At 45.4% G+C, this 25,459-nt stretch carries 23 protein-coding genes; 14 read left to right on the top strand and 9 right to left on the bottom strand.

Features of this window, described 5'->3' with window-relative positions; all coding sequences use genetic code 11:
* Window position 1 precedes the first annotated feature (1 nt).
* The gene (locus NO989_RS00980; RefSeq protein ID WP_371341879.1) at window positions 2-385 is read left to right on the top strand and encodes a VOC family protein; all 384 of its coding nucleotides are present in this window, start codon (window positions 2-4) and stop codon (window positions 383-385) included.
* Window positions 386-463: 78 nt separating this feature from the next.
* Here the strand turns inward: NO989_RS00980 and NO989_RS00975 are convergent, their stop codons facing one another.
* On the bottom strand, window positions 464-1,282 hold the full coding sequence (locus tag NO989_RS00975) for a mechanosensitive ion channel family protein (protein WP_014977631.1): 819 nt from the start codon (window positions 1,280-1,282) through the stop codon (window positions 464-466).
* 125 nt (window positions 1,283-1,407) lie between these two features.
* Entirely contained in the window at window positions 1,408-2,625 is a 1,218-nt protein-coding gene (locus tag NO989_RS00970; RefSeq protein WP_014980533.1) for an MFS transporter, read from the bottom strand.
* A gap of 279 nt (window positions 2,626-2,904) precedes the next feature.
* Between NO989_RS00970 and NO989_RS00965 the strand changes: the two genes are divergently transcribed.
* Both NO989_RS00965 and NO989_RS00960 read left to right on the top strand, forming a co-directional pair.
* Window positions 2,905-4,854: an amylosucrase gene (locus NO989_RS00965; RefSeq protein WP_371341878.1), complete on the top strand. Its 1,950-nt coding sequence runs from the start codon at window positions 2,905-2,907 to the stop codon at window positions 4,852-4,854.
* Between the two features lie 338 nt (window positions 4,855-5,192).
* Window positions 5,193-5,420 (top strand): hypothetical protein, encoded by a 228-nt coding sequence (locus tag NO989_RS00960; protein ID WP_230598813.1) that lies wholly within the window; start codon window positions 5,193-5,195, stop codon window positions 5,418-5,420.
* 100 nt (window positions 5,421-5,520) lie between these two features.
* Here the strand turns inward: NO989_RS00960 and folE are convergent, their stop codons facing one another.
* Window positions 5,521-6,204 carry a GTP cyclohydrolase I FolE gene (folE, locus tag NO989_RS00955; protein ID WP_014951061.1) on the bottom strand — a complete coding sequence of 228 codons (684 nt, stop codon included), beginning with the start codon at window positions 6,202-6,204 and terminating at the stop codon, window positions 5,521-5,523.
* A gap of 161 nt (window positions 6,205-6,365) precedes the next feature.
* Between folE and folM the strand changes: the two genes are divergently transcribed.
* The 3 genes from folM (at window position 6,366) to NO989_RS00940 (ending at window position 9,166) form a co-directional block, all read left to right on the top strand.
* Window positions 6,366-7,073 (top strand): dihydromonapterin reductase, encoded by a 708-nt coding sequence (folM, locus tag NO989_RS00950; protein ID WP_014977635.1) that lies wholly within the window; start codon window positions 6,366-6,368, stop codon window positions 7,071-7,073.
* Window positions 7,074-7,221: 148 nt separating this feature from the next.
* Window positions 7,222-8,286 carry an agmatine deiminase family protein gene (locus tag NO989_RS00945; RefSeq protein WP_014977636.1) on the top strand — a complete coding sequence of 355 codons (1,065 nt, stop codon included), beginning with the start codon at window positions 7,222-7,224 and terminating at the stop codon, window positions 8,284-8,286.
* On the top strand, window positions 8,273-9,166 hold the full coding sequence (locus NO989_RS00940; protein ID WP_039229281.1) for a carbon-nitrogen hydrolase: 894 nt from the start codon (window positions 8,273-8,275) through the stop codon (window positions 9,164-9,166). The genes NO989_RS00945 and NO989_RS00940 overlap by 14 nt, the downstream gene beginning before the upstream one ends.
* Before the next feature lie 118 nt (window positions 9,167-9,284).
* Here the strand turns inward: NO989_RS00940 and pdeM are convergent, their stop codons facing one another.
* Window positions 9,285-9,989, bottom strand: coding sequence for a ligase-associated DNA damage response endonuclease PdeM (gene pdeM / locus NO989_RS00935; RefSeq protein WP_061486720.1), 705 nt, complete (start codon window positions 9,987-9,989; stop codon window positions 9,285-9,287).
* Between the two features lie 40 nt (window positions 9,990-10,029).
* Window positions 10,030-12,636 (bottom strand): ligase-associated DNA damage response DEXH box helicase, encoded by a 2,607-nt coding sequence (locus NO989_RS00930; protein ID WP_371341877.1) that lies wholly within the window; start codon window positions 12,634-12,636, stop codon window positions 10,030-10,032.
* Between the two features lie 223 nt (window positions 12,637-12,859).
* On the opposite strand from NO989_RS00930, the gene NO989_RS00925 reads away from it, so the two are divergent.
* From NO989_RS00925 to yeiP, 5 genes are all read left to right on the top strand, one after another.
* On the top strand, window positions 12,860-14,038 hold the full coding sequence (locus NO989_RS00925) for a DUF418 domain-containing protein (protein ID WP_281715384.1): 1,179 nt from the start codon (window positions 12,860-12,862) through the stop codon (window positions 14,036-14,038).
* A gap of 140 nt (window positions 14,039-14,178) precedes the next feature.
* On the top strand, window positions 14,179-15,120 hold the full coding sequence (locus tag NO989_RS00920) for a transporter substrate-binding domain-containing protein (protein ID WP_239240904.1): 942 nt from the start codon (window positions 14,179-14,181) through the stop codon (window positions 15,118-15,120).
* A gap of 274 nt (window positions 15,121-15,394) precedes the next feature.
* Window positions 15,395-16,411, top strand: a complete 1,017-nt coding sequence (locus NO989_RS00915; protein WP_039229360.1) for a ligase-associated DNA damage response exonuclease — start codon at window positions 15,395-15,397, stop codon at window positions 16,409-16,411.
* On the top strand, window positions 16,411-18,096 hold the full coding sequence (locus tag NO989_RS00910; protein WP_371341876.1) for a cisplatin damage response ATP-dependent DNA ligase: 1,686 nt from the start codon (window positions 16,411-16,413) through the stop codon (window positions 18,094-18,096). The genes NO989_RS00915 and NO989_RS00910 overlap by 1 nt, the downstream gene beginning before the upstream one ends.
* A 102-nt stretch (window positions 18,097-18,198) precedes the next feature.
* Window positions 18,199-18,774 carry an elongation factor P-like protein YeiP gene (yeiP, locus tag NO989_RS00905; RefSeq protein WP_014951071.1) on the top strand — a complete coding sequence of 192 codons (576 nt, stop codon included), beginning with the start codon at window positions 18,199-18,201 and terminating at the stop codon, window positions 18,772-18,774.
* Between the two features lie 101 nt (window positions 18,775-18,875).
* Here the strand turns inward: yeiP and NO989_RS00900 are convergent, their stop codons facing one another.
* On the bottom strand, window positions 18,876-19,844 hold the full coding sequence (locus NO989_RS00900) for a carbohydrate kinase (RefSeq protein WP_014951072.1): 969 nt from the start codon (window positions 19,842-19,844) through the stop codon (window positions 18,876-18,878).
* Window positions 19,845-20,129: 285 nt separating this feature from the next.
* Between NO989_RS00900 and NO989_RS00895 the strand changes: the two genes are divergently transcribed.
* Together NO989_RS00895 and NO989_RS00890 are read left to right on the top strand one after the other, a co-directional pair.
* Complete coding sequence (locus tag NO989_RS00895; RefSeq protein ID WP_101566185.1) at window positions 20,130-21,302, top strand: ROK family transcriptional regulator; 1,173 nt, start codon at window positions 20,130-20,132, stop codon at window positions 21,300-21,302.
* A gap of 36 nt (window positions 21,303-21,338) precedes the next feature.
* Window positions 21,339-22,247 (top strand): homocysteine S-methyltransferase family protein, encoded by a 909-nt coding sequence (locus NO989_RS00890; RefSeq protein ID WP_101566187.1) that lies wholly within the window; start codon window positions 21,339-21,341, stop codon window positions 22,245-22,247.
* A gap of 25 nt (window positions 22,248-22,272) precedes the next feature.
* Here the strand turns inward: NO989_RS00890 and NO989_RS00885 are convergent, their stop codons facing one another.
* Window positions 22,273-23,019, bottom strand: coding sequence for a hypothetical protein (locus tag NO989_RS00885; RefSeq protein ID WP_156078946.1), 747 nt, complete (start codon window positions 23,017-23,019; stop codon window positions 22,273-22,275).
* A gap of 118 nt (window positions 23,020-23,137) precedes the next feature.
* Between NO989_RS00885 and NO989_RS00880 the strand changes: the two genes are divergently transcribed.
* The gene (locus NO989_RS00880; protein ID WP_342324352.1) at window positions 23,138-24,040 is read left to right on the top strand and encodes a LysR family transcriptional regulator; all 903 of its coding nucleotides are present in this window, start codon (window positions 23,138-23,140) and stop codon (window positions 24,038-24,040) included.
* Here NO989_RS00880 and NO989_RS00875 read toward each other — a convergent pair.
* Window positions 24,030-24,689, bottom strand: coding sequence for a glutathione S-transferase family protein (locus NO989_RS00875; RefSeq protein ID WP_014951077.1), 660 nt, complete (start codon window positions 24,687-24,689; stop codon window positions 24,030-24,032). The genes NO989_RS00880 and NO989_RS00875 overlap by 11 nt on opposite strands.
* The gene (locus tag NO989_RS00870; RefSeq protein WP_014951078.1) at window positions 24,689-25,297 is read right to left on the bottom strand and encodes a glutathione S-transferase family protein; all 609 of its coding nucleotides are present in this window, start codon (window positions 25,295-25,297) and stop codon (window positions 24,689-24,691) included. Before NO989_RS00870 ends, NO989_RS00875 begins: the two co-directional genes overlap by 1 nt.
* Window positions 25,298-25,459: the final 162 nt, after the last annotated feature.

Here is a 25,459-nt window from a genome sequence, read left to right as displayed (position 1 = left end):
GATGCTGAAAGGCTTTCACCACGTTGCTATCATTTGTAGTGACTACCCTCGCTCAAAGACGTTTTACACGGACGTGTTGGGCTTCTCGATTATTGATGAAAACTACCGTGAAGCCAGAGACTCTTACAAATGTGACCTCGCGTTACCTGATGGCAGTCAGATTGAGCTTTTTTCGTTTCCGGGGGCACCGCAAAGACCGTCGCGCCCAGAAGCGCAAGGACTTAGGCACTTAGCGTTCAAGGTGGACAACCTTGATGAAATGATCAACCACCTAACGAATAAGCGAGTTGAATGCGAGCCAGTGAGAACCGATGAATACACCGGCAAACGCTTTACATTTTTCCAAGATCCTGACGGTTTACCCCTAGAGCTATGCGAAATCTAAAAATCGCGAAGCCGTAATAGAAAAATGCCGAATAAGGGGTCTCTTAGTCGGCATTTTTATCAATAACGATACAAACTTTTATTGGTCGAGCATCCTGACTTCCCGCTGCGGGAATGGTATTTCAATATCATGCTGCTGAAGGGCATTGAAAATGGCTTGGTTTAGTGCATAGCGCACTTCGAAATGCCTTACAGCTGGCGCCCAAACCCGAATACCAAAGTTAATACTGCTGTCGCCAAAATTATCTACACCAATGGCGGGTGACTTTTCTTCGCTGACTCCATCTACCGTTTCAACAGCCTTGCGAATCACATCGATTACCTCATCGACCTTACTGGAATAGGCAACGCCAATTTCAAGTTCAATCAACATGTTCTCTGCAGAATTATGCAAGATTTCACCGACTATCAGTTTGTTGGGTATTTGGATGTGAACATTGTCTTCGTCAATAAGAATGGTATAGGGCAACATGACTTGATCGACCACCCCTGCAACACCACGCACGCGGATAGTGTCGCCAACAACGAAAGGACGGGTAATAATTATGGTAAAGCCAGCGGCATAATTGGCCAACATACCTTGAATAGCTAAACCTGCACCTAAACCTACAGCACCTACGGCGGCTATAAGTGGGGTTACGCTAATGCCCACATTACCTAATGCTATAATTATTACGATACCCAATACCACTAGCTTGCTGGCACCGCCGGTAAAGCGGCTCAGCGTAATATCGATATTTCTGCTGACCATCAGGTTTTCAACCATGTGGCCTATTTTATTGGCCACCCACCAGCCAAGCAGAAAAATAATGATGGCGCCTACAATTTGGAAACTGTAGGTCACTGCAAATTCTACAAGAGTGTCGTAAAGGGCTTGCGCTTGTTTTAACTCATCCATGGAACGTGATTAGACTAGAAACTGATAGGAATAACCGAAGCTTAAACAACAACGTGAGGAAAAACCAGTGCCGAGAGCAAGCCCGGCACGTTACGGTTTTAAGGAATAAAGAGCGAGCATTGCATTTAGTTGGCGTATTCGCTTGCCTCAATTTCCGCTAAACGTTCTTTGGTAGGGTTCTTAATGTAGTTATACACCAAGCCAACAAAGAGCACGGCAGCAAAACCCGTGGCTACCATAAAGCCATACTTGGCGTCGCCACCGTTGGCGTCGCTCACCAGGCCCATGATGAAAGGCCCTGCAGCCGCACCTGCTGCGGTGAAGAACAAGATTACTCCGGCTACGCTTCCGTGTTGATGTTTTGGGAAACAGCTTATGCCTTTTGAGTTAAAGGTAGGATAAATTACTGACATAAAAATGCCCGTTAGCGGGAATAGAAACAACGCAAGCTGTTTTCCGCCCCACAGACCAAGACCGAAACACAGTACAATAGCACCAGTGAACACCATAAGAACCAATGCCCAGTTGAAGTGAGACATCATCCAGATGCCTACGAAACGCCCTGCAGCACGAAGGATAAAGAATGCCGTTACCGAGTATATTGCAAGGGTCTGAGAGAAGCCTTCAGTATAACAATCGTAGGTCGCTTTAAGCGTAGTCGCATCGCACACTAAATAACTCGGCATCCACACATAAATGGCGCTTTCTGCGGCGACATATAAAAACGCGCCTACTGAAAATCCTAAAGCATAGGGGTTTTTCACTAAACTTAAGCTCTGCGCTATCGATACTTTCTTTTCACCTGAGGCTGTATCTCGAGTGTAAGCGGGGTATTTCACCAGCAAAGCACCGATTATAAGTAGCGTACAAACACCACCAGCGATTACATAAAGCCACTGCCATGCAACGCCTTGATGAATAAGATAAGCGACAATAAGAGGCCCGATAATTGCGCCAACGCCAAAGAAGGCTTCTGCTCCATTCATAGTTGCTGTGTGCTGCTTGGTCGATGTTGAAATATCACCGATGAGCGCCAGCGCACCTGTTTTAAAGATACCCACGGCAACACCAGATAAGCTCATTAAACTTACAATCAACACAAAGTCGTTAGCAATTAAGAAGCTGTAGCATGCAAGGCCAAACAACGCTAAACCAATGATAATGGTAGGCTTGCGGCCTAACTTATCAGCCAAAAAACCAAGGAATAGACCCGATAAGGCAATACCTAACATGGGGAGTGAATGCATTAAGCTTGCTTGAGCATTGGTGACAGAGAACGCCACTTTCACTTCTTTGATTATCTCGCCTACCGAGTCTGACGTCATCGCAAACATCATAAACATTAGGTAGGTTAGCCATCTGATAATTCTGCTACTAGGATCATGATTGGGCATAGTCTGTCTCACAAGCACGGTATGAAAGGCCTTGTTCCGCCCTTCTAAACTTCACAAAAACACGTTGATCATTGCACGCATTCAGTAGGTCAAAAATAACGATGTAATAAACTTGATAAATGAGCTTAATCGTTTAAGATAAAAGTTAACAGAATTTAAAAAGCCTGTAAACCTGTTAATTAGGATAGGTTGTATGACGCACCTAAGCGTCGCACTTTGGAGTTTTCTATGAGCTATGCTGCTGACAGTGGTGTATGTTTAGACCGAATCTTGGCATCAACCGATTTATCTGGCCTAAGTAAGAAAGATGCAACAACTTTTACTCGTCGCTTGAAGGAACATTTTCCTCGTCTTTTTGACAAATATACCTACGTTTATGGGCACCAGTATGACTGCTACTTTCATTTACAAAAACTGGTTGAAATATTAAGAGACGGGTTAAAAAGCCGTAAACCAGCCCTCAAAAAGCTTGATAATGAAAGGTTAAAAAACCCGCTTTGGTATCGCGATGAACAGCAAGTCGGCATGGCCTGTTATGTTGACCTGATGGGCCCCACTCTGAATGACTTGCATGACAAAATTCCCTACTTTAAGTCTTTAGGCGTTACCTATGTGCACTTAATGCCTTTATACGATGCGCCCAAAGGGGATAGCGATGGCGGATATGCTGTGTCGGATTATCGCAAGGTTAATCCAACGCTAGGCACAGTGAAAGACCTGGAAAAGCTTGCTTCAGCACTGCAAAAAGAGGGAATAAATCTTGTTCTCGACTTTGTGTTCAATCATACCTCTGACGAGCACGCTTGGGCGAAAGCTGCACTGGCAGGTGAGAAGCAGTTTCAAGACTACTACTACCTTTTCGATGACAGGACCATTCCCGATCAGTACGAACATACTTTAAGAGAAATATTTCCCCAGGTAAGAAGAGGTAGCTTTACCTTCAATGAACAGATAGAGAAATGGATATGGACAACATTTAATAGCTTTCAATGGGATTTAAACTACAGTAATCCTGCGGTGTTTAACGCTATCACTTCTGAAATGTTGTTTCTCGCCAATATAGGTAGCGCTGCACTGCGTTTAGATGCGTTGGCCTTTATTTGGAAAGAGCTCGGAACTAACTGCGAAAATCAGGAAAAGGCCCACGTACTTATACAAGCGTTCAACTGTTGCTTACAAATTGTAACGCCTGCCGTGGCCTTTAAGTCAGAAGCCATCGTGCACCCTGACGAAGTACTTAAGTACATCGACAAAGATGAGTGTCAGCTATCCTACAACCCTTTGCTAATGGCACTGCTATGGAATTCGTTAGCCACGCGTAAAACCCGTTTGCTTACGCGCTCAATGAAAAAGAGCTTCTCTATTTCTGAGAACTGCACATGGGTGAACTACGTGCGATGCCACGACGATATCGGATGGACCTTCGACGACGCGGTAGCCAACGAACTGGGTATTAACGCATTCGATCACCGCCATTTTCTTAATCAATTTTATACCGGTCGTTTTGAAGGAAGTTTTGCCAACGGCGTGCCGTTTGCTGAAAACCCTTCGAATGGCGATTGTCGTGTGTGTGGTTCGCTGGCTTCCTTGTGCGGGCTAGAAGGAGCATTAAAAGCTAACGATTTAAAAGGCATTGACGATGCTGTGAAGCGAATGATGCTACTTTACGGTATTACCTTTAGCATCGGCGGCATTCCACTTCTTTACTCAAGCGACGAAGTGGGCAAGCTTAATGACTACAGCTATCGCTTTGATGAATCCAAAAAGCACGACGACAGATGGGTAAACCGAATTGCTGTTACCCGCGCAGATACGGAATTGGCGCTAGGAAACACGTCGCCTGCCAACCCTACAGAGACTGCGAGCCTTCACGTGTTTAATGGATTGCGCAAAATGATAGCAATTAGAAAGCAGAATGCGATTTTCGGGCAGTCTAGCACCCAAATTTTAGATGCCGATAACCATCATTGCTTTGCTTTTCTTCGGGAAAATACACAGGGTCACAAGCTGCTTGTAATATGTAACTTCAGTGAGCACCCTCAGACCATTCAGCGTAGCCTTTTGGCAACACTAAAGGGCGCATCAAGCCAAGATTTGCTAACTGATGAAACTGTCGAAATGAATGCTTCACCACTATTGCTTGAGCCTTTTCAACAAATGTGGCTTCTTGCTGATTAGAGCTTGAGCTTTCGCCATATCTTGCTAATTGCTGTTTGAAAAGTGGTTAGCAAGTTATCCGCGGCTTAGTCGCCAAATTATTTATCTTTACTGCCAGTGACTTATCGAATAAGTCATTTTTTCACAGGCACGCCAATAAATACCCACTATACTTTTTATAGTGAATAGATAGTTCACGTAGCTTCCGCATGACTTTGGTAGCCTCGCCTGTGTTTGACTGGCTCTCAAACTGATTGACGCGGAAGTAGCACTCTTCTTGTTGTGTGTGGTTTGTTTCTTGCTTCACGCAGAGGTATTACACAGCGGGATTCGACTTATGTCATATGGATATGTTTAACATGGTAACGGATAAAACGATGCAAAGTGATAGTGCTTTGGAATACATGTGCCCGTATTGCGGCGCAATAAATGACTTCCAGCTAGAAACAGTTCGCGACATGTATCACGAACAGCATGAATCTTGTGGGTGCTGTAACAAAGTACTCAGTTTAACGGCGGCCGATGGTATTGGTGGCCGTATCAATTTGATTGTCGATTCACTGGATGCAGAGCTTGTTATCAAATAAAGCGCATTGGAAAGCGTAGCAAAATGTTAGCAAACAAAAAGCCGCTTCATGAGCGGCTTTTAAAGTTCTTAAATAAAGTTCCGAAACAAACAACCATTAACTACCGAAAGAACTCTCGTTTCAATTCATTATCAGTAAGGAAACGGCCGCCGAGCGCAGACGTTTTCGTATATGAATTAGTATCACGGATCCCTCTCGCCTTAACGCAATAGTGCGTGGCGTTAATGCTCACCGCTACGTCTTCAGTATTGGTCAACGTCTGCAACGCAACTAACACTTGTTGAGTTAAACGCTCTTGTACCTGTGGACGTTGAGCAAAGAAACCCACAAGGCGGTTAATCTTTGAAAGGCCGATTACTGTATCTTTTGGAATATAAGAAACGGTTGCCGTGCCATCAATAGTAACAAAGTGGTGTTCGCAAGTGCTGGTCAGGCTTATATCAGATACCTGTACAGGCTGGTCAATCTGCATTTTGTTTTCAATGGCAGTAATCTTAGGAAATTTGCGGTAGTCCAATCCACCGAAGATTTCATTAACATACATTTTAGCGATTCGCGTGGGCGTATCACACAAACTGTCGTCAGTTAGATCAAGGCCAAGCGTGTCCATTACGTCACGCATAGCACTTTCAATTCGTTTGCGCTTTTGCTCGTCAGTAAGACCATTAGCCACCATAGGTGTTTCTAAACCTTTGGCTTCTAATGCTTCTCGTACACGTTGTGCTGGCTCTGAAATAGAGGGGTCTAGTGCGTCGCGCACAATTACCGCTTCTTTTGCTAACATTACTTTATCCGTAGTTACTTCTTTTTTGATCTTGTACGAGCATGAGTTCGTTACAGATCGATTACTTGGCAACATGACTTTTATTTAATGTCATTGCTACCGACTGTGCATTTGGCACAGAATAATAAAACCGTTACCTTTTACGAAAGAAGGACATCATCTTGAATTCACCTGTGTTAATTACAGGCGCAAGCCAACGTTTAGGCTTAGCTATGGCCAATAGTTTACTTGACCAGGGCCACCACGTTGTCGTGACTTATCGAACACTTCGTCCAAGTATTTCAATGCTTGAGGATAAAGGTGCTACAGTCTTACAGGCGGATTTTAGCACTGAGGCGGCTATTGATCGAGCAATTGATGAGATTAAGGCAATCAGTAAAACCTATCGAGCGGTGATCCACAACGCGTCAGATTGGGCGCAAGAAAAAGATAACCATGACAAGCATAGCTTGATTGAACGAATGATGTTGGTCCATGCTGTTGCCCCTTACCGCATAAACTTGGCACTTGAAAAGGCTCTTTGTGATTGCGACGTTCAGTCTGACATTATTCATATGACCGATTACGTTCAAGAAACAGGCAGCGAGAAACACATGGCCTATGCGGCGAGTAAGGCAGCCCTGCACAACCTGACCCTATCATTTGCTAAGAAGCTCGCACCAAAGGTAAAAGTAAATAGCATTGCCCCAGCTTTGCTTATGTTCAATGAGGGTGATGACGAAGCTTATAAGCAAAAAGCGTTAGAAAAATCACTGTTAGAGATAGTACCGGGGGCGCAAGAGGCCGTGAAAGCCGTGAACTATTTATTTGATAGTGACTATGTGACAGGGCAAACCCTTCACCTCAACGGTGGGCGGCATTTAAAATAAAGACTGCCCCTTTTTTCTGTCATTTCAGTTTTCCTTATGGCTTAAAGTAATCGTCACCGCCAATTAATTTCATCGCCATTTGCCTTGGTCTCATGCTGAGGCATGGCTATAATCCGAACCCTATTTCGTAGCTATTTGGAATTTTACTATGCACGGCAACCGTACTATGGCGCCTGAATGGCATAACATTGATGCTGTTATGTTAGCGTGGCCTCATGCGCAAACCGACTGGGCTCCATGGTTAGAAGACGCGAGAGCGACGTATCTGAACGTGATTGCTGCAGTAAACCGCAACGATGCGGGTGTGATTTTATTATGTGCGCCGAGTGACGTAGACGATCTTAATTCTCGTTTACCAGAGAACGCTCGAGTGCTTATTGTTCCTGCCTCATTTAACGACACATGGATGCGCGACTACGGCTTCATCACTTGTAAAGACAGTGAAGGCAATGGCTCGCCGGTAGAATTTCGCTTTAACGGTTGGGGCAATAAGTTTAACGCCGCTGAAGATAATCTGGCGAATCAGCGTTATCTTGCCAGCATGTGTAAATCTGTACTTCGCAGCAGCCCAATTGTGGCTGAAGGTGGCGCGCTGGAAATTGATGAAGACGGACACCTATTAAGTACTGCCCAGTGTTTACTTAACCCTGAACGTAATGGTGATATGTCGCTAAGCGCTTACGAAGATGCATTTAAAGATATGCTAGGCTGCAGCAAAGTTACTATTTTGCAGCATGGTCATTTAGAAGGCGATGATACTGACGGTCACATCGACACATTAGTGCGTTTCACGCCGAACAAAGGCCTAGTGATCCAGGCGTGTAACAACCGTCCTAATGACAGTCACTTTGAAGGGTTGAAAGCGTTGTGCGACGAGTGCGCCCTTGAGCTGCCTGAGCATGAACAGTTTCATCTGCCGCTGCCTAATATTGTAAATGACGAAGGGGATCGCCTGCCGGCATCGTACGCAAATTACTTGATTTGTAACAACGCAATATTATTGCCTGTTTACGGTGAAGAGGAAGACGCAGAAGCCATTGAGACTGTACAAAGAGCACATCCCAATCATATTGTTGAACCAATCGATTGCAGTGTACTCGTAAGACAATACGGCAGCTTGCATTGCATTTCCATGCAGGTTCCCACAAATACATTAAAAGATTCGATTATCACCACCTTAAAGAAAGGAGTGTCATTACATGCGCCCAGCTAAGCTAAAAGTGGGTCTGGTACAACAGGCCGTTGCCGATAACGACAAAGCAACGAACTGGAATAAAAGTGCCGAACAAATTGCCAAATTAGCCGCTGAAGGATGCGAGTGTATTTTGCTTCAAGAACTACACAGCACCCTGTATTTTTGCCAGCAAGAAGATACTGACGCCTTTGATTTGGCTGAACCAATTCCTGGACCTGCGACAGAATTTTTTGGTGAACTAGCCGAAAAACACAATATCGTGTTGGTGACATCTTTATTTGAAAAGCGCGGTTCAGGTTTGTATCACAACACCGCAGTCGTGTTCGACCGCAGTAAAGAAATTGCGGGCAAATATCGTAAAATGCATATTCCTGATGACCCAGGCTTTTACGAGAAGTTTTACTTCACACCGGGCGATATGGGCTTCACGCCTATTGAAACCAGCGTGGGTAAACTTGGCGTATTGGTGTGTTGGGACCAGTGGTATCCAGAAGCGGCGCGCCTAATGGCGATGGCAGGTGCGGACTTGTTGTTCTACCCTACCGCAATCGGCTGGGATTTAACTGACACAGAAGAAGAGCGTACCCGTCAGCACGGTGCATGGGAAACCATTCAGCGCTCTCACGCTGTGGCAAACTCAGTACCGGTTATCGTGGCAAACCGCACTGGATTTGAAGCGTCACCTGTTGAAGGTGATCCAGGTATTCAGTTCTGGGGACAAAGCTTTGTAGCAGGCCCGCAAGGTGAGATTTTGGCAAAAGCCGAAGCTGAAGGTGAAACCACGCTAACCGTAGAGCTTGATATGGAACGTACCGAACAGGTGAAGCGCATTTGGCCTTACTTCCGCGACCGCCGCATAGACGCCTATGACGAGCTAACCAAGCGCTGGCGCGATTAACCTAAATAATGGGGTTAAATAATGGGGTCAGAGTACATTATTTGAAACAATGGGGTCAGAGTACATTTTCCAAGACAAATTTAAGTCACAAAATGTACTCTGACCCCATTTGGGTGGTTCATACTTTAAATATAATCTTGTCGTAGAGCATGAATACCTGTCGTGAGCGTTTGGGCAGAAGCGTTAGCATTACCTCTTCATCAATATCTAGCCCACCAGTGAACTGACCAAAGGCTGGCATCACAAATACATTTTCGTTGTTAGTAAAGCATTTGCCTGAATAACGGCGGCGAGTAATGGTTGTGCGCTTTTTGGGGTGATAATGGCCAATAACCTGAGCACGAGTTTCACTCGTTTCTACTTCGTGCCTGAATACCATATTATCTAACACTATTTCAAAACACGGCGTACCCGGTATGCCGTCGGGTAAATCTGGGTCATGATTACCTTCTACCCACATCCACTCGTTCACACTATCAACTAGCCTACATAAGTGCTGACGGTCATCAAAGGTCATGCGCGACATGCTGTGTTTATCGTGAAAGCTGTCACCTAAGCTGATTACTCGCAGTGGCTTGTAATCATCGATGATGCTCTCTAATCGCGTTAACGAAGCGGTGGAATCTAAACTCGGCAACGGGTTCGCATAACTGCGTAAATAACTGCCTTTTTCTAAGTGGAGATCAGACACTATAAGCCAATCGCATGCGGGTAAATACGCCACACCGCGCGCATCTAGCAGCCACAAGTAGTCTGCATATTTTGTAATAGTGATGTGGCGCTGGCTTACTTTTTCGGTTAGCCACGCGTCAGTTATTGCCAAATTACCCTCGTATTTTTTTCGTTGCTGCTTCTATCTAATATTACTCAACAGATGAGCCCGATAACAATGCACGAACTTCATCTAACATGGTTTCAGCTTCTGCATATAAATTAGCTTGCTCAATGATAGCCTGCGCACCAGCGCCTTTCACTTGCTCACTGCGCACATCCAGTACTATAGGAATGGCCATGGGCGACGGTTTTTCAAGGTTTACCAGTGTCGTTGAATCCACGTAGCGAATAAGTAAATTAGCGAGTCGCCGTAAATCAAGTAGCTCACGTTCTGCATCGGCCCGAGCTACTTTAAGTAAGATATGGTCGCGGTCGTGTTCACGCAACGTATCGTAAATTAGGTCCGTGGAGAACGTGACCTGCTTCATGGTTTTTTGGCTGGCGTGATAGCGCTGTTCAGTGAGCCCACTCACCACCGCCACTTGCCTGAACGAGCGCTTAAGCATAGGTGCCTGTAACATCCAGTCTTCTAGCTCGTCCCCTAAAATTTCTGGCTGGAATAGGTGCTGCAGTTGCCCTTGTGTGATGGCGTTTACTGATGCTACCGATAATCCGTAATCGGTCACGCTGAAGCTTAAAGGCTTAATGCCCATTTTTTCCATTCGCCGCGTTAGCAACATACCTAAGGTTTGGTTCGCTTTGCGTCCGTCGAAGGTGTAGTACAAGGTATAGTGCGCCTGTCTAAACGGAAATTGCTCCACTAGCACGTTGTCAGGGCTAGGCAATTGAGAAAACGCCTGTTGAAGTTTAAGCCACTCTTGTACCTGTGCAGGCAGTGCTCTCCACGATTTCTGAGTAGCCAAAATTGCCCGTACCCCTTCCGCTAGATAGGTAGAAAGGGGCATTTGGCCACCTGCGTAGCTTGGTATTTTCGGCTCTTTAGCTTTTGCAGGCTTAGCGTGTAGCTGCATGTCTCGAATAGCCTCAAAACGCAATACTTCTCCTGCAAAATAGAAGGTGTCTCCGGGCGTTAGTTGCTGGGCGAAATACTCTTCTACTTCACCTATAATCTTGCCCTGGTTTCCTCTTCGAATACGCTTTACTTTAAGCCGCCCCGCTTCAACGATAGTGCCTATGTTTTGTCTGTGCCGTTGAATAACCCGCCGATTCGCTGGCGAGTAAGTGCCATCGTCGTTTTTCGTCAGCCGCTGATATCTTTCATACGCATTAAGCGCACTGCCCCCGTCTTGGGTAAATTGCCATAGTTTGTCGAAATCATCTCTATCGAGCCCTTGGTATGGCGTGGCGGTAAGTATCTCTTTATACAAGGTATCTGGGCTATCAGCCCTACTACACAAGCAGTTCAATATAAATTGCGGGACAATGTCCAGTGCCCCTGGCTGTGGGCTTTCCACGTCTAGCTCCCCTTTTTCAATAGCGGTGATCGCCGCCTGACACTCCAGCGCTTCAAAACGGTTTGCCGGTACGAGCAACGCTTCACTTGGCTCGTCGAGCCTGTGGTTTGCTCGCCCTATCCTTTGCAGCAGCCTGCTTACGCCTTTAGGTGCGCCAACTTGTATGACCTTGTCTACATCACCCCAGTCGATACCTAACTCCAAGGCCGACGTACATACAATTGCCCGCAGCATGCCGCTTGCCATCATGGCTTCGGTCTTACGACGCTGCTCTTTGCTTAAGCTGCCGTGATAAAGCGCAATGGGCAGCGCAGCCTTGTTTGCCTCCCACAGCATTTGAAACAACAGCTCTGACTGAGCTCGCGTATTCACAAAAACCAGCGTGGTTTTGGCGTTTTCAATGGCCTGGTAAATATCATCGATGGCGTAGCGAGCCATAAAGCCGCCAAAAGGCATGCGCGCTTTAGAGTGCAGCATTTCCACCTTAGGTTTTTCACCCGCTTTCACTTTTACAATATTAGCTACACCGTCACTGCCAGCCAGCCACGCACCTAGCGTTTCGGGAAAAGCGACGGTGGCTGATAAGCCAATACGCTTACAATGCGGTGATAGAATGCTTAACCGCGCGAGGGCGAGTGAAAGAAAGTCTCCGCGCTTGTTGGCCATTAAACTGTGCGTTTCGTCGATGATCACGCGTTTAAGCTTGCCAAAAAGCTTGTCGGCATCGGCGTAGCTCAACATCAGCATGAGCGATTCTGGTGTGGTAAGCAGGATGTTTGGCGGCTTTTTACGTTGACGCTGGCGCTTGTGTGAGGGCGTATCGCCTGTGCGTGTTTCTGCCGTTATCGGCAGCGCCATCTCTTCAATGGGCTGTAACAAATTACGATGAATATCTTGCGTGAGTGCTTTCAGCGGCGATATGTAAAGGGTATGTAGGCCGTTGAACCCATCCTTTTCTTTTCCTTTTGTTGCCTGTTTGTTTATTGCTTTTATTTCTGCTTGTTCACTGGTTCCGGTCTTCTTAACAAGCTCCTGGTTTTCCGAAATCTCATCAAGTTCACTCGTACCGAATGCCTCAGCAAGCTCGCTCATACCAAATGTCTCTGCAAGTTCGACTAGGCTAGGTAAAAAGCCTGACAGGGTTTTGCCAGCGCCGGTTGGCGCAATCAATAATGTACAGTCATGCTGGTCTTTCTCCACCAGCATGGTGTGTTGATAATCGCGTAGTTGCCAGCCTTTTTGTTCAAACCAATGGGCAAAGACTGAAGGAAGTGAAGTCATTGATGGTTCTTGTTAATACTTTTAGCACTTATACGGCAAAACCTTGGTTAGGTTTACTTGTCACGCCTTACGATAGATTCACAATGTAATCATCCTCAGCGCGTTTAATGTTTAGATACATTTTTCACTTCGACCTTATGCATTTTCTTAGCGTAAACTTCAGCGCAGAGTTTTTGACCTTCTTATGCTTCACGAATTAGCGATTTTCTTACAAGGACCGTACATGCGAATTCATTCAATAGACGCCGTTAGAGGTTTAGCCATTCTTGGCATCTTATTCATGAACATTACGTTTCACCAAAACGGTTACGCTAACTATGCTTTTTTTGAAGAGCCGCTATTATCAGACACGGTTATTTCACTTTTTAACACGCTGTTTTTGGATGGACGATTTCGCTCTCTGTTCTGCTTGCTGTTCGGTGCAGGTCTGGCAATTCAATTTGAGGCCTGTGAAAAGCGCGGACAACATTTCCTAGATTTCTCACAAGCCAGACTTAAGTGGCTGTTTGTATTTGGGCTACTGCATGGCGTATTTATTTTCAGCGGCGACATTTTGCTTTATTACAGCCTGTGCGCATTTTTTATTTTAAAACACTTCACGCTCCCTCAAGATGAACTCAAAAAGAAAAGTATTCATTACCTTATTGTGGGAAGCGCAATTATGTTAGTTGGTGGGCTCGTCATGGCGTTTGTGTTCGACATGGGGGCTGAACTGCCAACGCGACCCAGTGAAACATTTAACGAAGAAGTCGCCTTGTGGCAAAGCGGCTATTTAACGCAGCTTGGTATTCAAGCGTCATTTATGCTGTCTACGGTTATTGTCGCGCCATTCACTATGCTGTGGCAGTCTATGGGGCTTATGATGTTTGGCGCTTATTTGTATAGGGCAGGCTTTTTCAATCACGGCTTCTCGTCACTACTATTTAAGAAGTTAGTATTGGTTGCTATCGTCACATCCATCATTACTGCACTTCCGCAATTTTTATTCGAACAGGTAACATTAGATGTGATTCCCATGTTCACTAGCATTCCAGCCATTTTCTGTGCTTTGGTATACGCTCACCTATTGATAAATATAAGACATACTGCGGCGTGGTGGTATCAGTCGCTTATAAACTGCGGCAAAGTTGCGTTCACCCTCTACTTAACCCAATCAATAGCACTCGCTGTACTATTTCGCATCGTCATGCCCGCTTATTTTCCAAACTTTATTTACAGCGTAACGTTGCTTGATTTGCTTCTTGTCACCATCGCCTTCACCGCAGTACAAGTTATTTTGGCGAACGGCATTACTAAGCACTTCAACCAAGGTCCCTTTGAAGCCCTATGGCGAAAAATGTATTTGCGCAGTTTTCACAAAAAGCAAAAATTGAAACAGGACGAAATAGAGCAGCTCACCTAACGCCATATCGCTTGCATCTTGAAAATTGTGTCTATACTGAACGGTAAACGTAACCTAAATAAGTAGGCCTGCTAAGCTTTACTCAATGTTAAAGGTTAGCAGGTCCAATGGCTTTTCCTTAGCCATTGAGGTAAATAGGCATGATACAAAATCGACGTCGAGTAGGGCTATTTTCAATAGTAGCGGTGATGATAATTCGGCACCTTTTCTGTCAACAAGCTTTTGGAAGTGTGTTGGACAGTGCGCAAACATCACAGCTCCCCCCTAGCAGTTACGAAGTTAAGATAGTCGAAAGTAGTGAGCTCGACTATGCCTCTCATGCCTATTACTCTGCATTACTTAAATTAGCGCTTAGCAAAACAGAAGACCCTATTAAACCAACATATCTCGTAGAGAGTAGCGGCAATTTGGTGCAAGAACGCGTTCTGCGCCAACTAAACCAAGAAGGGGGAATTGACGTTTTTTGGACAGTGACGTCAAAACTACGTGAACAGCAAGCCATTCCGGTGCGGGTTCCTCTATTGAACGGAATCATGGGCTATCGCGTCTCTTTGATCCGCCAAAGTACTCTACGTGAGTTTAACAATGTTCGTAGCGCGCCTGACCTAAAGCGGTTTATTGCAGGTCAAGGTCACGACTGGCCCGATTTTCAGATTCTAGAGCACAACGGATTTACTACGTTAGGAACCAGTAATTACGACATTATCATTGAGCTTTTAAAGGCTGGTAGAATTGATTACTTTCCACGTGCGGCTCATGAGGCGGTGGTAGAGGCGAAATCACTAAACGACCCAGACATTATCATAGAGCCTTCAGTTTTATTGTATTACCCGTCTTACATGTTCTTCTTCGTTTCACAATCGAAACCTGAATTAGCGCAGCGCATAGAACGGGGATTAAATATTGCTCGACAAGACGGAAGCTTCGCCGCGTTATTTGAAAAATACATTAGTTTTAAAGATATTGAAAAAGCGCTGAAGCTTTCAGAGAGAACCGTACTTAAACTTAATAATCCACACCTCTCCGAAGCGACGCTAGAGGCAACAGCATCAGAAGCCCAACAACTTGAGGTTGTACAATAGGTAGCTCGAATAGCACGTTATAAGACTACAGCATCCTTATCAGTGTTACTTCTCATCAAGGAAAGTACTCCATTGATTCAACCGCACATGTAAAGTGAGAGACTTTTAAAGTACCTCTTCTGAAGCTGTATCCAAGTCCATATCTACTGCGACAAACAAAGTGCTTAAGCGCTTTACAGTTCGCAAAAATCTTCAACGAAGGAATATCAAATGGTCGATTTTAGGTACTCACTACGTAGTAAGAGCATTGTTTATTTCGTGGAAATTATGCGTAGTGCATCCATCAACGTGGCTAAAAGCTGACGACACTGGCCTGTATTGCGAGCCAGGCCAGTTTTATATTGACCCTATGAATGAAGTGTCAACCGCACTTGTTACTCACGGCCACGCCGACCATGCGCGCGCCGGCCACCACAGTGTCTATGCCAGCGCAGAGACGCTAGCTATTATGAAAACCCGCTATGGCGATGATATGGCAACACACCAACACGCCATAACGCTAGGTAAGTCAGTGACATTTAATGACGTTGCGGTCACTTTTTTCCCCGCCGGGCATATTTTAGGCTCCACCCAGATTCTTATTGAATATGCAGGCTACCGCGTTGTGGTTTCTGGCGACTATAAACGCCGCCACGATCCTACCTGCCCGCCGTTTGAAGTTGTCCCTTGCGATGTATTGATTACCGAGGCCACTTTTGGCCTTCCTGTGTTTAAACATCCACCTATAGAGCACGAAATAGATAAGCTCCTTCACTCGTTACGTGTTTTTCCCGAACGATGCCACCTTGTTGGTGCGTATGCCCTAGGGAAATGCCAGAGGGTTATTTTAGCGCTACGTGAAGCGGGGTACGAAAAGCCCATCTACTTACATGGTGCGCAGCTAAAGCTATGCGATTTATATGAACAGCTTGGAATAAGTCTAGGCGCTTTAATTCCTGTATCCGACGTCGCAGATAAAAAAGCACTGGCAGGTGAGATTGTATTAGCGCCCCCCTCGGCATTGGCCGACAGGTGGTCGAGAAGCTTACCCAATGTGCGCCCTGTTATGGCGTCTGGCTGGATGCAAATTCGCGCCCGTGCGAAGCAAAGAAATGCCGAACTACCGCTTATTATTTCCGATCACTGCGATTGGCCAGAATTATTACAAACCATTGAAGAAGTGAATCCCAAAGAAGTATGGGTGACCCATGGTAGAGAGGACGCGTTAATGTATCAAGCTGAAAAAATGGGGTTCAAAGCTAGGGCATTATCGCTTGTCGGCTACGATGAAGAAGAGCAAGGAGGCGACTAATGAAAGCATTTAGTAATTTGCTTGAGCAACTTTATTACACGTCGGGAAACAAAGCCAAAGCGCAACTCATTGCTGATTACATTGCCAACACACCTGACCCTGATCGTGGCTGGGCTATAGCCGCTATGGCCGGTACGTTGCGATTCGATTTTTTTAAGCGTAACACTGTGAAAAAGCTCATTACCGAACACACTGACTCTGCACTTTTTGCAATGAGCTACGATTATGTGGGAGAGGTTAGCGAAACCGTGGCGCATTTATGGCCTTACCGTGAACCTACGGATAATCTTCCAAGTCTTACTGAAGTCGTAGAAACCTTTGCGTCTGTGAGTAAACAGAAGGTGTCGGAAACGCTAGCCAACTACCTGACGATAATGACCCCTGCACAGCGCTGGGCTTTATTGAAACTTGGCACCCGCGGATTGCGCATAGGCGTGTCGGCTCGCTCCATTAAACAAATACTGGCCGATTATGGCAATAAAGATATCAAAGAAATTGAAACGCTGTGGCACGCGGTTACACCACCCTACACCGACATGCTTGCTTGGCTAGAAGGCAAAGCTGACAAACCTGACATTGAAAATGCAGTTACTTTCCACCCCGTGATGCTCTCCCACCCTATTGAGGACAGCGATATTGATGCTTTTACGGAAAACACGTGGCAAATTGAAAACAAGTACGACGGTATTCGCGTTCAGCTTGCTGTTAAATCGGAGCCTATTGCCAGTAAATGCGCCACAAGAAAAGACCAGAACGATAACAAAAAAGGGCAAACAATAGATGAAGAGACGCCGGATAAGGCGCTTTTCTCACGCACAGGAGATGACATTAGCCATTCTTTTCCCGACCTACTTGAAACGGTAAAAGGAAATATGGTGTTAGACGGCGAACTACTGGTTATTCATAACGTAAAAGGCGACGCTTATGACGCTATGGCTTCACAGCCGAATGTCGACACATTCAATGCACTTCAGCAACGCCTCAACAAGAAAAAGCCAAGTAAAGCACTGCAAGCGTCTTCACCTGTTGGACTTATTGTCTACGATGCCTTGGTGCTAGATGGCAAAGATTTAACTGAGAAAACGTTGAAGGAACGTCGCCAGGCGCTCCACGAATGGTTTAACCATAACAAAAGCGAGCGCTTGTTTTTATCGGAAACCCTTTCTGCGAGCTCTCCTAAAAGCCTTCGTGAACTTCATGCCCGCGTTTGTCAAAATCGCGCGGTGGAAGGGTTGATGATAAAGCGCTTAGATAGCGAGTACATCCCCGGCCGTCCCAAAGGGGAATGGTTCAAGTGGAAGCGCGACCCGCTGGTGGTTGATGCGGTAATGATGTACGCACAGCGAGGGCACGGGAAACGATCGAGCTTCTATTCCGATTACACGTTCGGTGCATGGGAAGACGACCAACTTCTGCCAATAGGAAAAGCATATTCTGGATTTACCGACGAAGAACTTAAGAAGCTAGACAACTGGGTACGGCGCAATGCAGTGGGACGCTTTGGTCCTGTGCGGGAGGTAAAGAAAGATCTGGTGTTAGAAGTGGCTTTCGACGCGGTCCATCCTTCTTCAAGACATAAATCGGGGGTAGCGCTGCGCTTTCCTCGCATTCACCGTATTCGTTGGGATAAACCAGCCGCCGAAGCTGACACTCTAACCAACGTTAAAGCGTTAATCGAAAACTAACCACGTAAAAATACTTCCTAAGTAAGAAAAAATCGCTGAAAATGAAGTTTTACAGATGACCTCGGGCGGATTGCCTGAAGAACATAAAAATAGGAAATCGCCATGCCTAAGGCTAGTGAAATCAAAAAGAATAACACCGTGGTATTTGACGGTAAGACCTGCATAGTTAGAGATATAGAGCGCTCTGTACCCCAAGGTCGTGCAGGTGGCAGCATTTATCGCATGCGCATGTATGACGTCGTCACAGGTGCTAAGTACGACGAAACATTTAAAGACTCAGACACATTAGATATGGCTGATTTAATTCGTCGTCCGGCAATGTTTTCTTATGTTGATGGTGACGAATACATTTTCATGGATAAGGAAGACTACACGCCTTATCACTTGAACAAAGAAAGTATTGAAAATGAGGCGCTATTCATTAATGAAGACACCGACGGTATTCAGGTGGTTATCGTAAGTGAAGTGCCAGTAGCGTTAGATTTGCCAATGAGCGTAGAGCTTGAAGTTGTTGAGACAGACCCATCTATTAAAGGCGCCTCTGCTACGTCTCGAACCAAGCCTGCCACGCTTTCAACCGGACTGGTTGTACAGGTGCCTGAATACATCAGCACTGGCGAATGGATTAAGGTAAACACCGAGGAACGCAAGTTCCAAAGTAGAGCGGATAAGCACTAAGCAACCAATACATCAGCTGACGCCACCTTTGCCGGTGCGCAGCGATTGAAGAAAAAAGGGTTCATTTTGAACCCTTTTGTTTATCTTAAGATAATCGATACTTATTTAGCGATATTAGCCTGCGTTGGCAATGCGCTAAATGCACCATACTGCGTTACCGTGTAAGCACCACAGCGGATAGCAAATTCCGTAGCTTCGCTTACATTCTCGAAGTTCTCCGCCCACGCGTCGAAGTCATCAGCGCTTTTCACTTTTGTAGATAGGAAATATAAGAAGCCACCAATAAAAGAGTCACCCGCTGCCGTCGTGTCTTTTACATCCATTTTAGGTGACGCTAACGTGCCGCTGAAGGACTTGGTAATATAGTGAATGGGCTCACCACCATCGGTGACTAGCACCACTTTAACGCCACTATCTAACCACTGCTGAACCTTTGTATCAGCATTTTCTTCGCCATATAGCTCTGCGAGTTCTTCTCGGCTAGCCTTTAAAACAGACACTTTCTTTGCAGCTTCATCTATACGTGACGGCGCATTCGCTGTGTCATCCCAAAACGCTGGGCGATAGTTAATATCCAAACAAACCATCATGCCGTTTTCCTTCGCCTTGTTCAGAATAAACTCGGTACCAGGAATAAGTTCAGGGCCTGAAATAGAACCTGAGCAAAAATGAAGCACTGTATTTTTATCACAATCTATCGTCGACAAATCTTGCTCTGAAATGTGTTTATGCGCGGCATTATCAACATAAAAATCAAAAGAGCGTTCGCCGTCTGCATCCAAGTTTACAAATGCCAGAGCCGTATTACCTTCTTGTGTAGTCCACACGAAGTCAGTGTTTACTTTGTAATGCTCTAGCATTTCTTTAAGAAACGCGCCAAAAGTATCGTCACCTACTTTCGAGACCATCGCACTCTCACCACCTAGCTGAGCTACAGCGACTGCCACATTAGCAGGTGCACCACCCGCGTAGGGCTGGAAAGGTTTCATTGCTGGTATGTTGCCATCTTTGGGCGCAGCACCTTGGCTTAACATATCAATTAGCACTTCACCTAAACATAAAATCTTCATACCAGCCTCACTTAACAGAATTTAAAAATTGCAGCTTACCTATGCACAGTTCGCGCAAGGTTAACGAATCGTTAATTAATTGGGGCATAGTATTGTCGAAAGAATCAATTAAATCAACCTAATTGATTTAACCTTTTGCGCAAAAATCAACGGGTGTGATAGGGTTGACCTAGTACTGTCGAATAAAGTTATGTCTGAACAAGTACCTACACCATTTCTTAAATTTGATACACGGCTAGGTTGTTATTACACTCTAGCTTCTTAAAACGATAGATTGTAAATACATTGAATACTGAATCGGCCTTTCACCTGCCATCACAAAAAGCACCTACATTGCTTGATAGCCGCTCAGCGAATGAACGGGATATCCTTACCCTAATTCGCCAACGTTCTTCATTGCCTAAAGCTGAAATAGCACAGTTAACGGGGCTGTCTGCACAATCAGCGACAGTGATCATTAAAAAACTAGAGGCTGACGGCCTGGTAAGGCGACTAAAGCCAATCAAAGGCGGAGTAGGCCAGCCCAAGGTGCCGTTTGGTCTAAATGAAAACGGCGCGTTTGGTATAGGGCTGAAAGTAGGTCGACGAAGTTTCGATATGACGTTACTCGACTTGAAAGGCAATGTAAGAGCAACACTTCACGAGAAGTTTGCCTACCCGACCGTAAGCAATCTGCTTACCTTTGCAAAACGTGCTTTCAATGTACTCATTAAAAATTTGGATACCGACCAACAGCGCCTAATCCGAGGTTTAGGCGTTGCTATGCCCTTCGAAATTTGGAGTTGGGCAGAAGAAGCCGGAGCCCCAAAAACTGAATTGGAAGAGTGGAGAGAGTTTAACCCACAAGCGGCGTTGGAAGATTTATTATCACTGCCTGTTTTTATAAAAAATGATGCTGGAGCAGCGTGCAGCGCAGAGATGTCTTTCGGTAATTCCCAAAACTACAATAGTTTTCTTTACATCTTTGTTGGCACATTCTTAGGCGGTGGCCTGGTACTCAATAACCAGTTAGTTAATGGAAAAACAGGCAACGCTGGGGCCATTGGCTCTTTACCCTTTTACAATGGCAGTACACAAAGCCAGCTAATAACCCAGTCTTCACTTTATTTGCTGGAAAGAAAGCTAAACGACGCTGGGCACAACGGTCAGCATATTTATGAATCGCCATCCCACTGGTCTTGTGACACGCACTCAATAGAAGACTGGTTAAGCGAAACCGCCAGAGGATTGGCCTTTGCGACTCAATGTGCAATGAGCTTGTTAGACCTAGACGGCGTAATCATAGATGGCGCAATTCCTGATGATGTCAAAAACGCATTGGTCGCGCATACGCAAACCGCGATGGAGACGCTTGATATGCGTGGCCTTGCTCAGGTACACATAAGCGAAGGTCTTGTAGGCAGAAAAGCGCAATCCATTGGAAGTGCAAACCTAGCCCTTCAGGCAAATTATTACTAATCATCTCACATCTCAAAAGGTTTGGCTTTGGGCAGCATGAAAGAAGGAATGCATGACATTTTAATTTTAGATGGCGGCATGGGGCGAGAGCTGAAAAAGACAGGTGCGCCCTTTAAGCAGCCAGAGTGGTCAGCACTGGCACTAATGCAAACACCAGAATTAGTAAGTGATGTGCACAAACGTTTTCTTGAAGCTGGTGCCTGCGTTATTACCACTAACGCCTATGCGCTTGTACCTTTTCATATTGGGGAAAATACATTTAGGGAGCAGGCTTTTACTCTCGCTCAGAATGCGGCCGAACTCGCTCGAGGTGCAGTAAACGCACTAAAGAGCGATGGTGACAAGAGGCGATTTGTCGCGGGTAGCGTTCCTCCAGCTTTTGGTTCTTACCGCCCGGATTTATTTGATGCGAGCCGTGTAGCCGACATTCTCACCCCGCTTATTAAAGCCCAGGAGCCCTATGTTGATGTTTGGTTGATTGAAACTGCAAGTTCGGTAGAAGAAGCTAAAGCCGTGGTGTCACTTATAAAACAGCACTCTTCACTGCCTATATGGCTGTCATTCTCCGTTAGTAATCGAGAAACATCTAACGAGCCTGTGACATTGCGCTCAGGTGAGCTGCTAAGTGAGATAGAGTCATTATTGAGCGAAGTACAGAGCGTACTTTTCAATTGCTCGCAGCCCGAAGAGATGGAAGACGCTATTTCAATAACGCGAAGTTTAAATGCTTCGATTAATATTGGCGCTTATGCAAATAGCTTTTCTGAGAGAAAACGTACACACGCGGCCAACGCGCTACTTTCCGAAATACGTGACGATATAACCCCCGCCCGCTATGTTGAATACGTTAAGACTTGGGTGGCTGCTGGCGCAACCATCATCGGGGGCTGCTGTGGTATCGGCCCTGAACATATTAAAGCCATCAGCGACGTTTTTGGTCAATAAAAGTACTAAATAGACGTGGCTAGCTTTACAGCGCAAAGTCCTGTGTTTCGAAATACAATAGTGAGTATAAGTCGCATACTGCAAACGCCGCATTGAGCTGCTCCACACTAGGCACATGCGTTTCCGTTGGTTTTATCGCTGGTTCGCTACATCCTTTTACGAGTATTAACGCATCATAAGAAGGGCGTGTACCAATACTATGAACGTACAGTTGACTATCGCCAAGCTCAATGATTGACCATGAATTAGCGCTCGGATCATTAGGGGCATCTACATCGGCGAGTTGCCGTTTATACTGTTTTGACACTCGGCGTTTAAACAGCAACTCAACGAATGTCAGTTTCGATTCACTTAGCCACTGATTACCGCCTCGTTCAAAGTGCCCCTTAAAGAATTCCGCAGGAATAGAAAATTGCTCGCCATTAATGAGCTTATTTAAATCAAAAATAGCCGGCAACAGTGTAACCATGCTGCTCTGAGAAAAAGCGCCAGCGTGATCCAGATCTAAAGACTCAAGAACTAGCGCTTTATATGAACTGTCTATCTTGTAGATAAGTTGATAATCGTGTGGCGAGTAGTATAGCGGCAGATGACTAGCGTAGAGATCGGTACCATCGGAAAACACTACCATTCCGTGAGATCCAACTTTATCGTGATTAGCGTGTGTCGTGGCAACTGGCGCTAACTCGCGGCCGACGACATTCGCACTGGAGGCGGGTGTATTAATGAAAGTCACGAATATATATAAAGCAGTAAGATAGAGATATTTCATAAGGCGGCAAGTATGTTTGAAAGGCTACTGTGGCAATACTGACATTCAATTCACATACAGTTAAGCTACAATTAAGATTCAATTAATTCCCAATTGGAAGCAATTTAGCGATGCACTTATGGATATTGAAGACTTAAGAAAATTTATTGTTGTTGCGCAATATGAGAACTTGAACAAGGCGTCCCAGCATTTATCAGTGACCACAGGCGCGTTGTCTAAAGTAGTAAAGCGCATAGAGCATAAATTGGAGGTGCAAGTATTTGACCGAGTAGGTAAACATATTCGACTCAACCAACGGGGTAACAAATTTCTGCTTTATGCCACTCATATTGTGCACGAAGCCGATCAAGCGCTCAGTGAGTTTAGAGGAAGTACTGCTGTATACAACGTTACAGTTGCTGGCCCATCGCTATTGCTTCAATACTACTTACCTACGTTGCTTTCCAAGCCCTCTTTTTTACAAACTCACTTTCACGTAAATATTAATGCTTGTTGGGAAGGTAAAGCGCTGGATAGTGTGTCAAAAGGAGGAAGCGATCTCGCTATTGCCACCTCTTTTGCGATGGAAGAACGAGAGAAAGACCCTTCTCTTCATCATATATCGCTAGGTTCGTCTACATATGTGGTCGCTGCAGCGGAAAACCACGCTGCGGTAACTGAAGCAAAGAACGGCGCATTAACAAGTCAAAGTTTGTACGGTTACGCATTCGCCTGCCCTGATGTTTCGCCCTTTTGTGGAATAAAACGCGGCATCGGTTCTGATGGATGGAGAGACGACAAAGTGCCCCGCTCAATTCGCTATCGATGTAATGATTTTGGCACGCTGATATCCATTGTTCGACAAGGACTGGCCTTGGCCTACGTGCCTGACTTCATAGCAAAAAGCCATAACCTTACTAGCGTCGATGTATTAGGTTATGACTTTTATCATACGGAGCACTTCGAACTTGTTTACAAACCTAGCATGGCATCGGGATGGCTCAACCGGTTTGTCGACTCAGTTAAAAGCGCTATTTCGTAACAACATTTTTAGCCCCTTTGATCAGTGCTTCTCTGTCAATTTTATTAGGGACTTCCACTCCACGCCGTGCGGCTGGCCTCGCTTCAATACTGTTTTTCCAACGGGTTAAGTTGTCTAACCCTTCTATGCTTACACCAGACCATTCATAGGTACGCACCCAACACCAGTTCGCCATGTCAGCAATACTGTAGTCGTCGACCAAATACTCTCGATTTTCTAGCCTCCCATCAAGCACAGTAAATAGGCGGCGTACTTCGTTCTGATAACGTGCTATCGCCACTGGAATTTTTTCTTCTAGGTAGCGGTGGAACACATTAGCTTGGCCCATCATTGGGCCTATGCCTCCCATCTGAAACATGACCCACTGTAAAACCTGGCTTTTTCGCTTTGCGTCGGAGGGTAAAAACATACCGCTTTTTTCTGCGAGATAAATCATGATAGCGCCAGACTCAAACACGATGTGACCGTCGGCTTCTCTATCCACAATTACAGGAATGCGGCCATTGGGGTTCATTGCCAAAAATTCAGGAGTTTTCTGCTCTCCCTTCATCAGGTTTACGGCATGGGCGGTGTATTCAAGCCCCATTTCTTCAAGCGCTACCGACGCTTTCCAACCGTTCGGTGTGGCTGCGGTGTATAAATCTATCATTAGGCTTTTGCACTCTCTCTGTTACTTACCGCCTCATACCAGCGCGCCAGATTGACATGCTCGTCAGTCATACGAATTTTTACCACACGGGCGAAATCCATAGCGCATAACGCGGTTATATCAGCAATAGAAAAGGTGTCACCAGCAATAAACTCTTTAACACCAAGTCGACGCTCTAAAATGTTCAAATATTTCGACGCATTAATACCCGCTTCCTTACCGAATTCAGGAACCGGCGTCATACGATCTTTAAAGTAGCCTGTAGTATGTTGAAAACACATACCAATTTGCATCATAAACGCGAACTCTACTTGTCGTTGCCACATAGAAATAGTCGCTTTTTCAACGGGCGTTGTTCCCATTAGCGGTGGCTCTGGCTGCAGTGCTTCAAAATACGTACAAATGGCATCGGTTTCGGCAATACAGGTGCCGTCATCAAGCTCTAAAATAGGTATCTTTCCCAGCGGGTTCTTCGCGCGCATTTCCGCAGTTAGATTTTCACCCTTTTGAATGTCGACCTGAACGTAGTCAACGTCAATGCCCTTCTCAGCCAAAAACATTCGTACTCGACGTGGGTTGGGCGCAGTCTTTGTTTCGTAGATTTTCATAATGATGATTACGGGCCTTATGGTGATTAGTCAGGAATTGTAATAACCCAAGATTAGTAACTGTGCAGTACGCTTTCAAATCACTCTGTATATGACTCATACTATTCAGCGCCTTTATGGTTATACCTCTGTGTTTTTCGCAGATAATTAACCAGTTGCAGG

Source organism: Alteromonas sp. DY56-G5, assembly GCF_041414725.1.
Taxonomy (GTDB): domain Bacteria; phylum Pseudomonadota; class Gammaproteobacteria; order Enterobacterales; family Alteromonadaceae; genus Alteromonas; species Alteromonas macleodii.
Note: the sequence above shows the minus strand (reverse complement) of the source record. Positions and strands in the feature narration are given on the sequence as shown.

Excerpts from the sequence above, each read along its gene's own strand:
- NO989_RS00980 (WP_371341879.1), top strand. The coding sequence starts at position 2 with ATGCTGAAAGGCTTTCACCACGTTGCTATCATTTGTAGTGACTACCCT.
- NO989_RS00975 (WP_014977631.1), bottom strand. The coding sequence starts at position 1,282 with ATGGATGAGTTAAAACAAGCGCAAGCCCTTTACGACACTCTTGTAGAA.
- NO989_RS00970 (WP_014980533.1), bottom strand. The coding sequence starts at position 2,625 with ATGTTTATGATGTTTGCGATGACGTCAGACTCGGTAGGCGAGATAATC.
- NO989_RS00965 (WP_371341878.1), top strand. The coding sequence starts at position 2,905 with ATGAGCTATGCTGCTGACAGTGGTGTATGTTTAGACCGAATCTTGGCA.
- NO989_RS00960 (WP_230598813.1), top strand. The coding sequence starts at position 5,193 with ATGGTAACGGATAAAACGATGCAAAGTGATAGTGCTTTGGAATACATG.
- folE (WP_014951061.1), bottom strand. The coding sequence starts at position 6,204 with ATGTTAGCAAAAGAAGCGGTAATTGTGCGCGACGCACTAGACCCCTCT.
- NO989_RS00945 (WP_014977636.1), top strand. The coding sequence starts at position 7,222 with ATGCACGGCAACCGTACTATGGCGCCTGAATGGCATAACATTGATGCT.
- NO989_RS00940 (WP_039229281.1), top strand. The coding sequence starts at position 8,273 with ATGCGCCCAGCTAAGCTAAAAGTGGGTCTGGTACAACAGGCCGTTGCC.
- NO989_RS00930 (WP_371341877.1), bottom strand. The coding sequence starts at position 12,636 with ATGACTTCACTTCCTTCAGTCTTTGCCCATTGGTTTGAACAAAAAGGC.
- NO989_RS00925 (WP_281715384.1), top strand. The coding sequence starts at position 12,860 with ATGCGAATTCATTCAATAGACGCCGTTAGAGGTTTAGCCATTCTTGGC.
- NO989_RS00920 (WP_239240904.1), top strand. The coding sequence starts at position 14,179 with ATGATACAAAATCGACGTCGAGTAGGGCTATTTTCAATAGTAGCGGTG.
- NO989_RS00910 (WP_371341876.1), top strand. The coding sequence starts at position 16,411 with ATGAAAGCATTTAGTAATTTGCTTGAGCAACTTTATTACACGTCGGGA.
- yeiP (WP_014951071.1), top strand. The coding sequence starts at position 18,199 with ATGCCTAAGGCTAGTGAAATCAAAAAGAATAACACCGTGGTATTTGAC.
- NO989_RS00900 (WP_014951072.1), bottom strand. The coding sequence starts at position 19,844 with ATGAAGATTTTATGTTTAGGTGAAGTGCTAATTGATATGTTAAGCCAA.
- NO989_RS00890 (WP_101566187.1), top strand. The coding sequence starts at position 21,339 with ATGAAAGAAGGAATGCATGACATTTTAATTTTAGATGGCGGCATGGGG.
- NO989_RS00885 (WP_156078946.1), bottom strand. The coding sequence starts at position 23,019 with ATGAAATATCTCTATCTTACTGCTTTATATATATTCGTGACTTTCATT.
- NO989_RS00880 (WP_342324352.1), top strand. The coding sequence starts at position 23,138 with ATGGATATTGAAGACTTAAGAAAATTTATTGTTGTTGCGCAATATGAG.
- NO989_RS00875 (WP_014951077.1), bottom strand. The coding sequence starts at position 24,689 with ATGATAGATTTATACACCGCAGCCACACCGAACGGTTGGAAAGCGTCG.
- NO989_RS00870 (WP_014951078.1), bottom strand. The coding sequence starts at position 25,297 with ATGAAAATCTACGAAACAAAGACTGCGCCCAACCCACGTCGAGTACGA.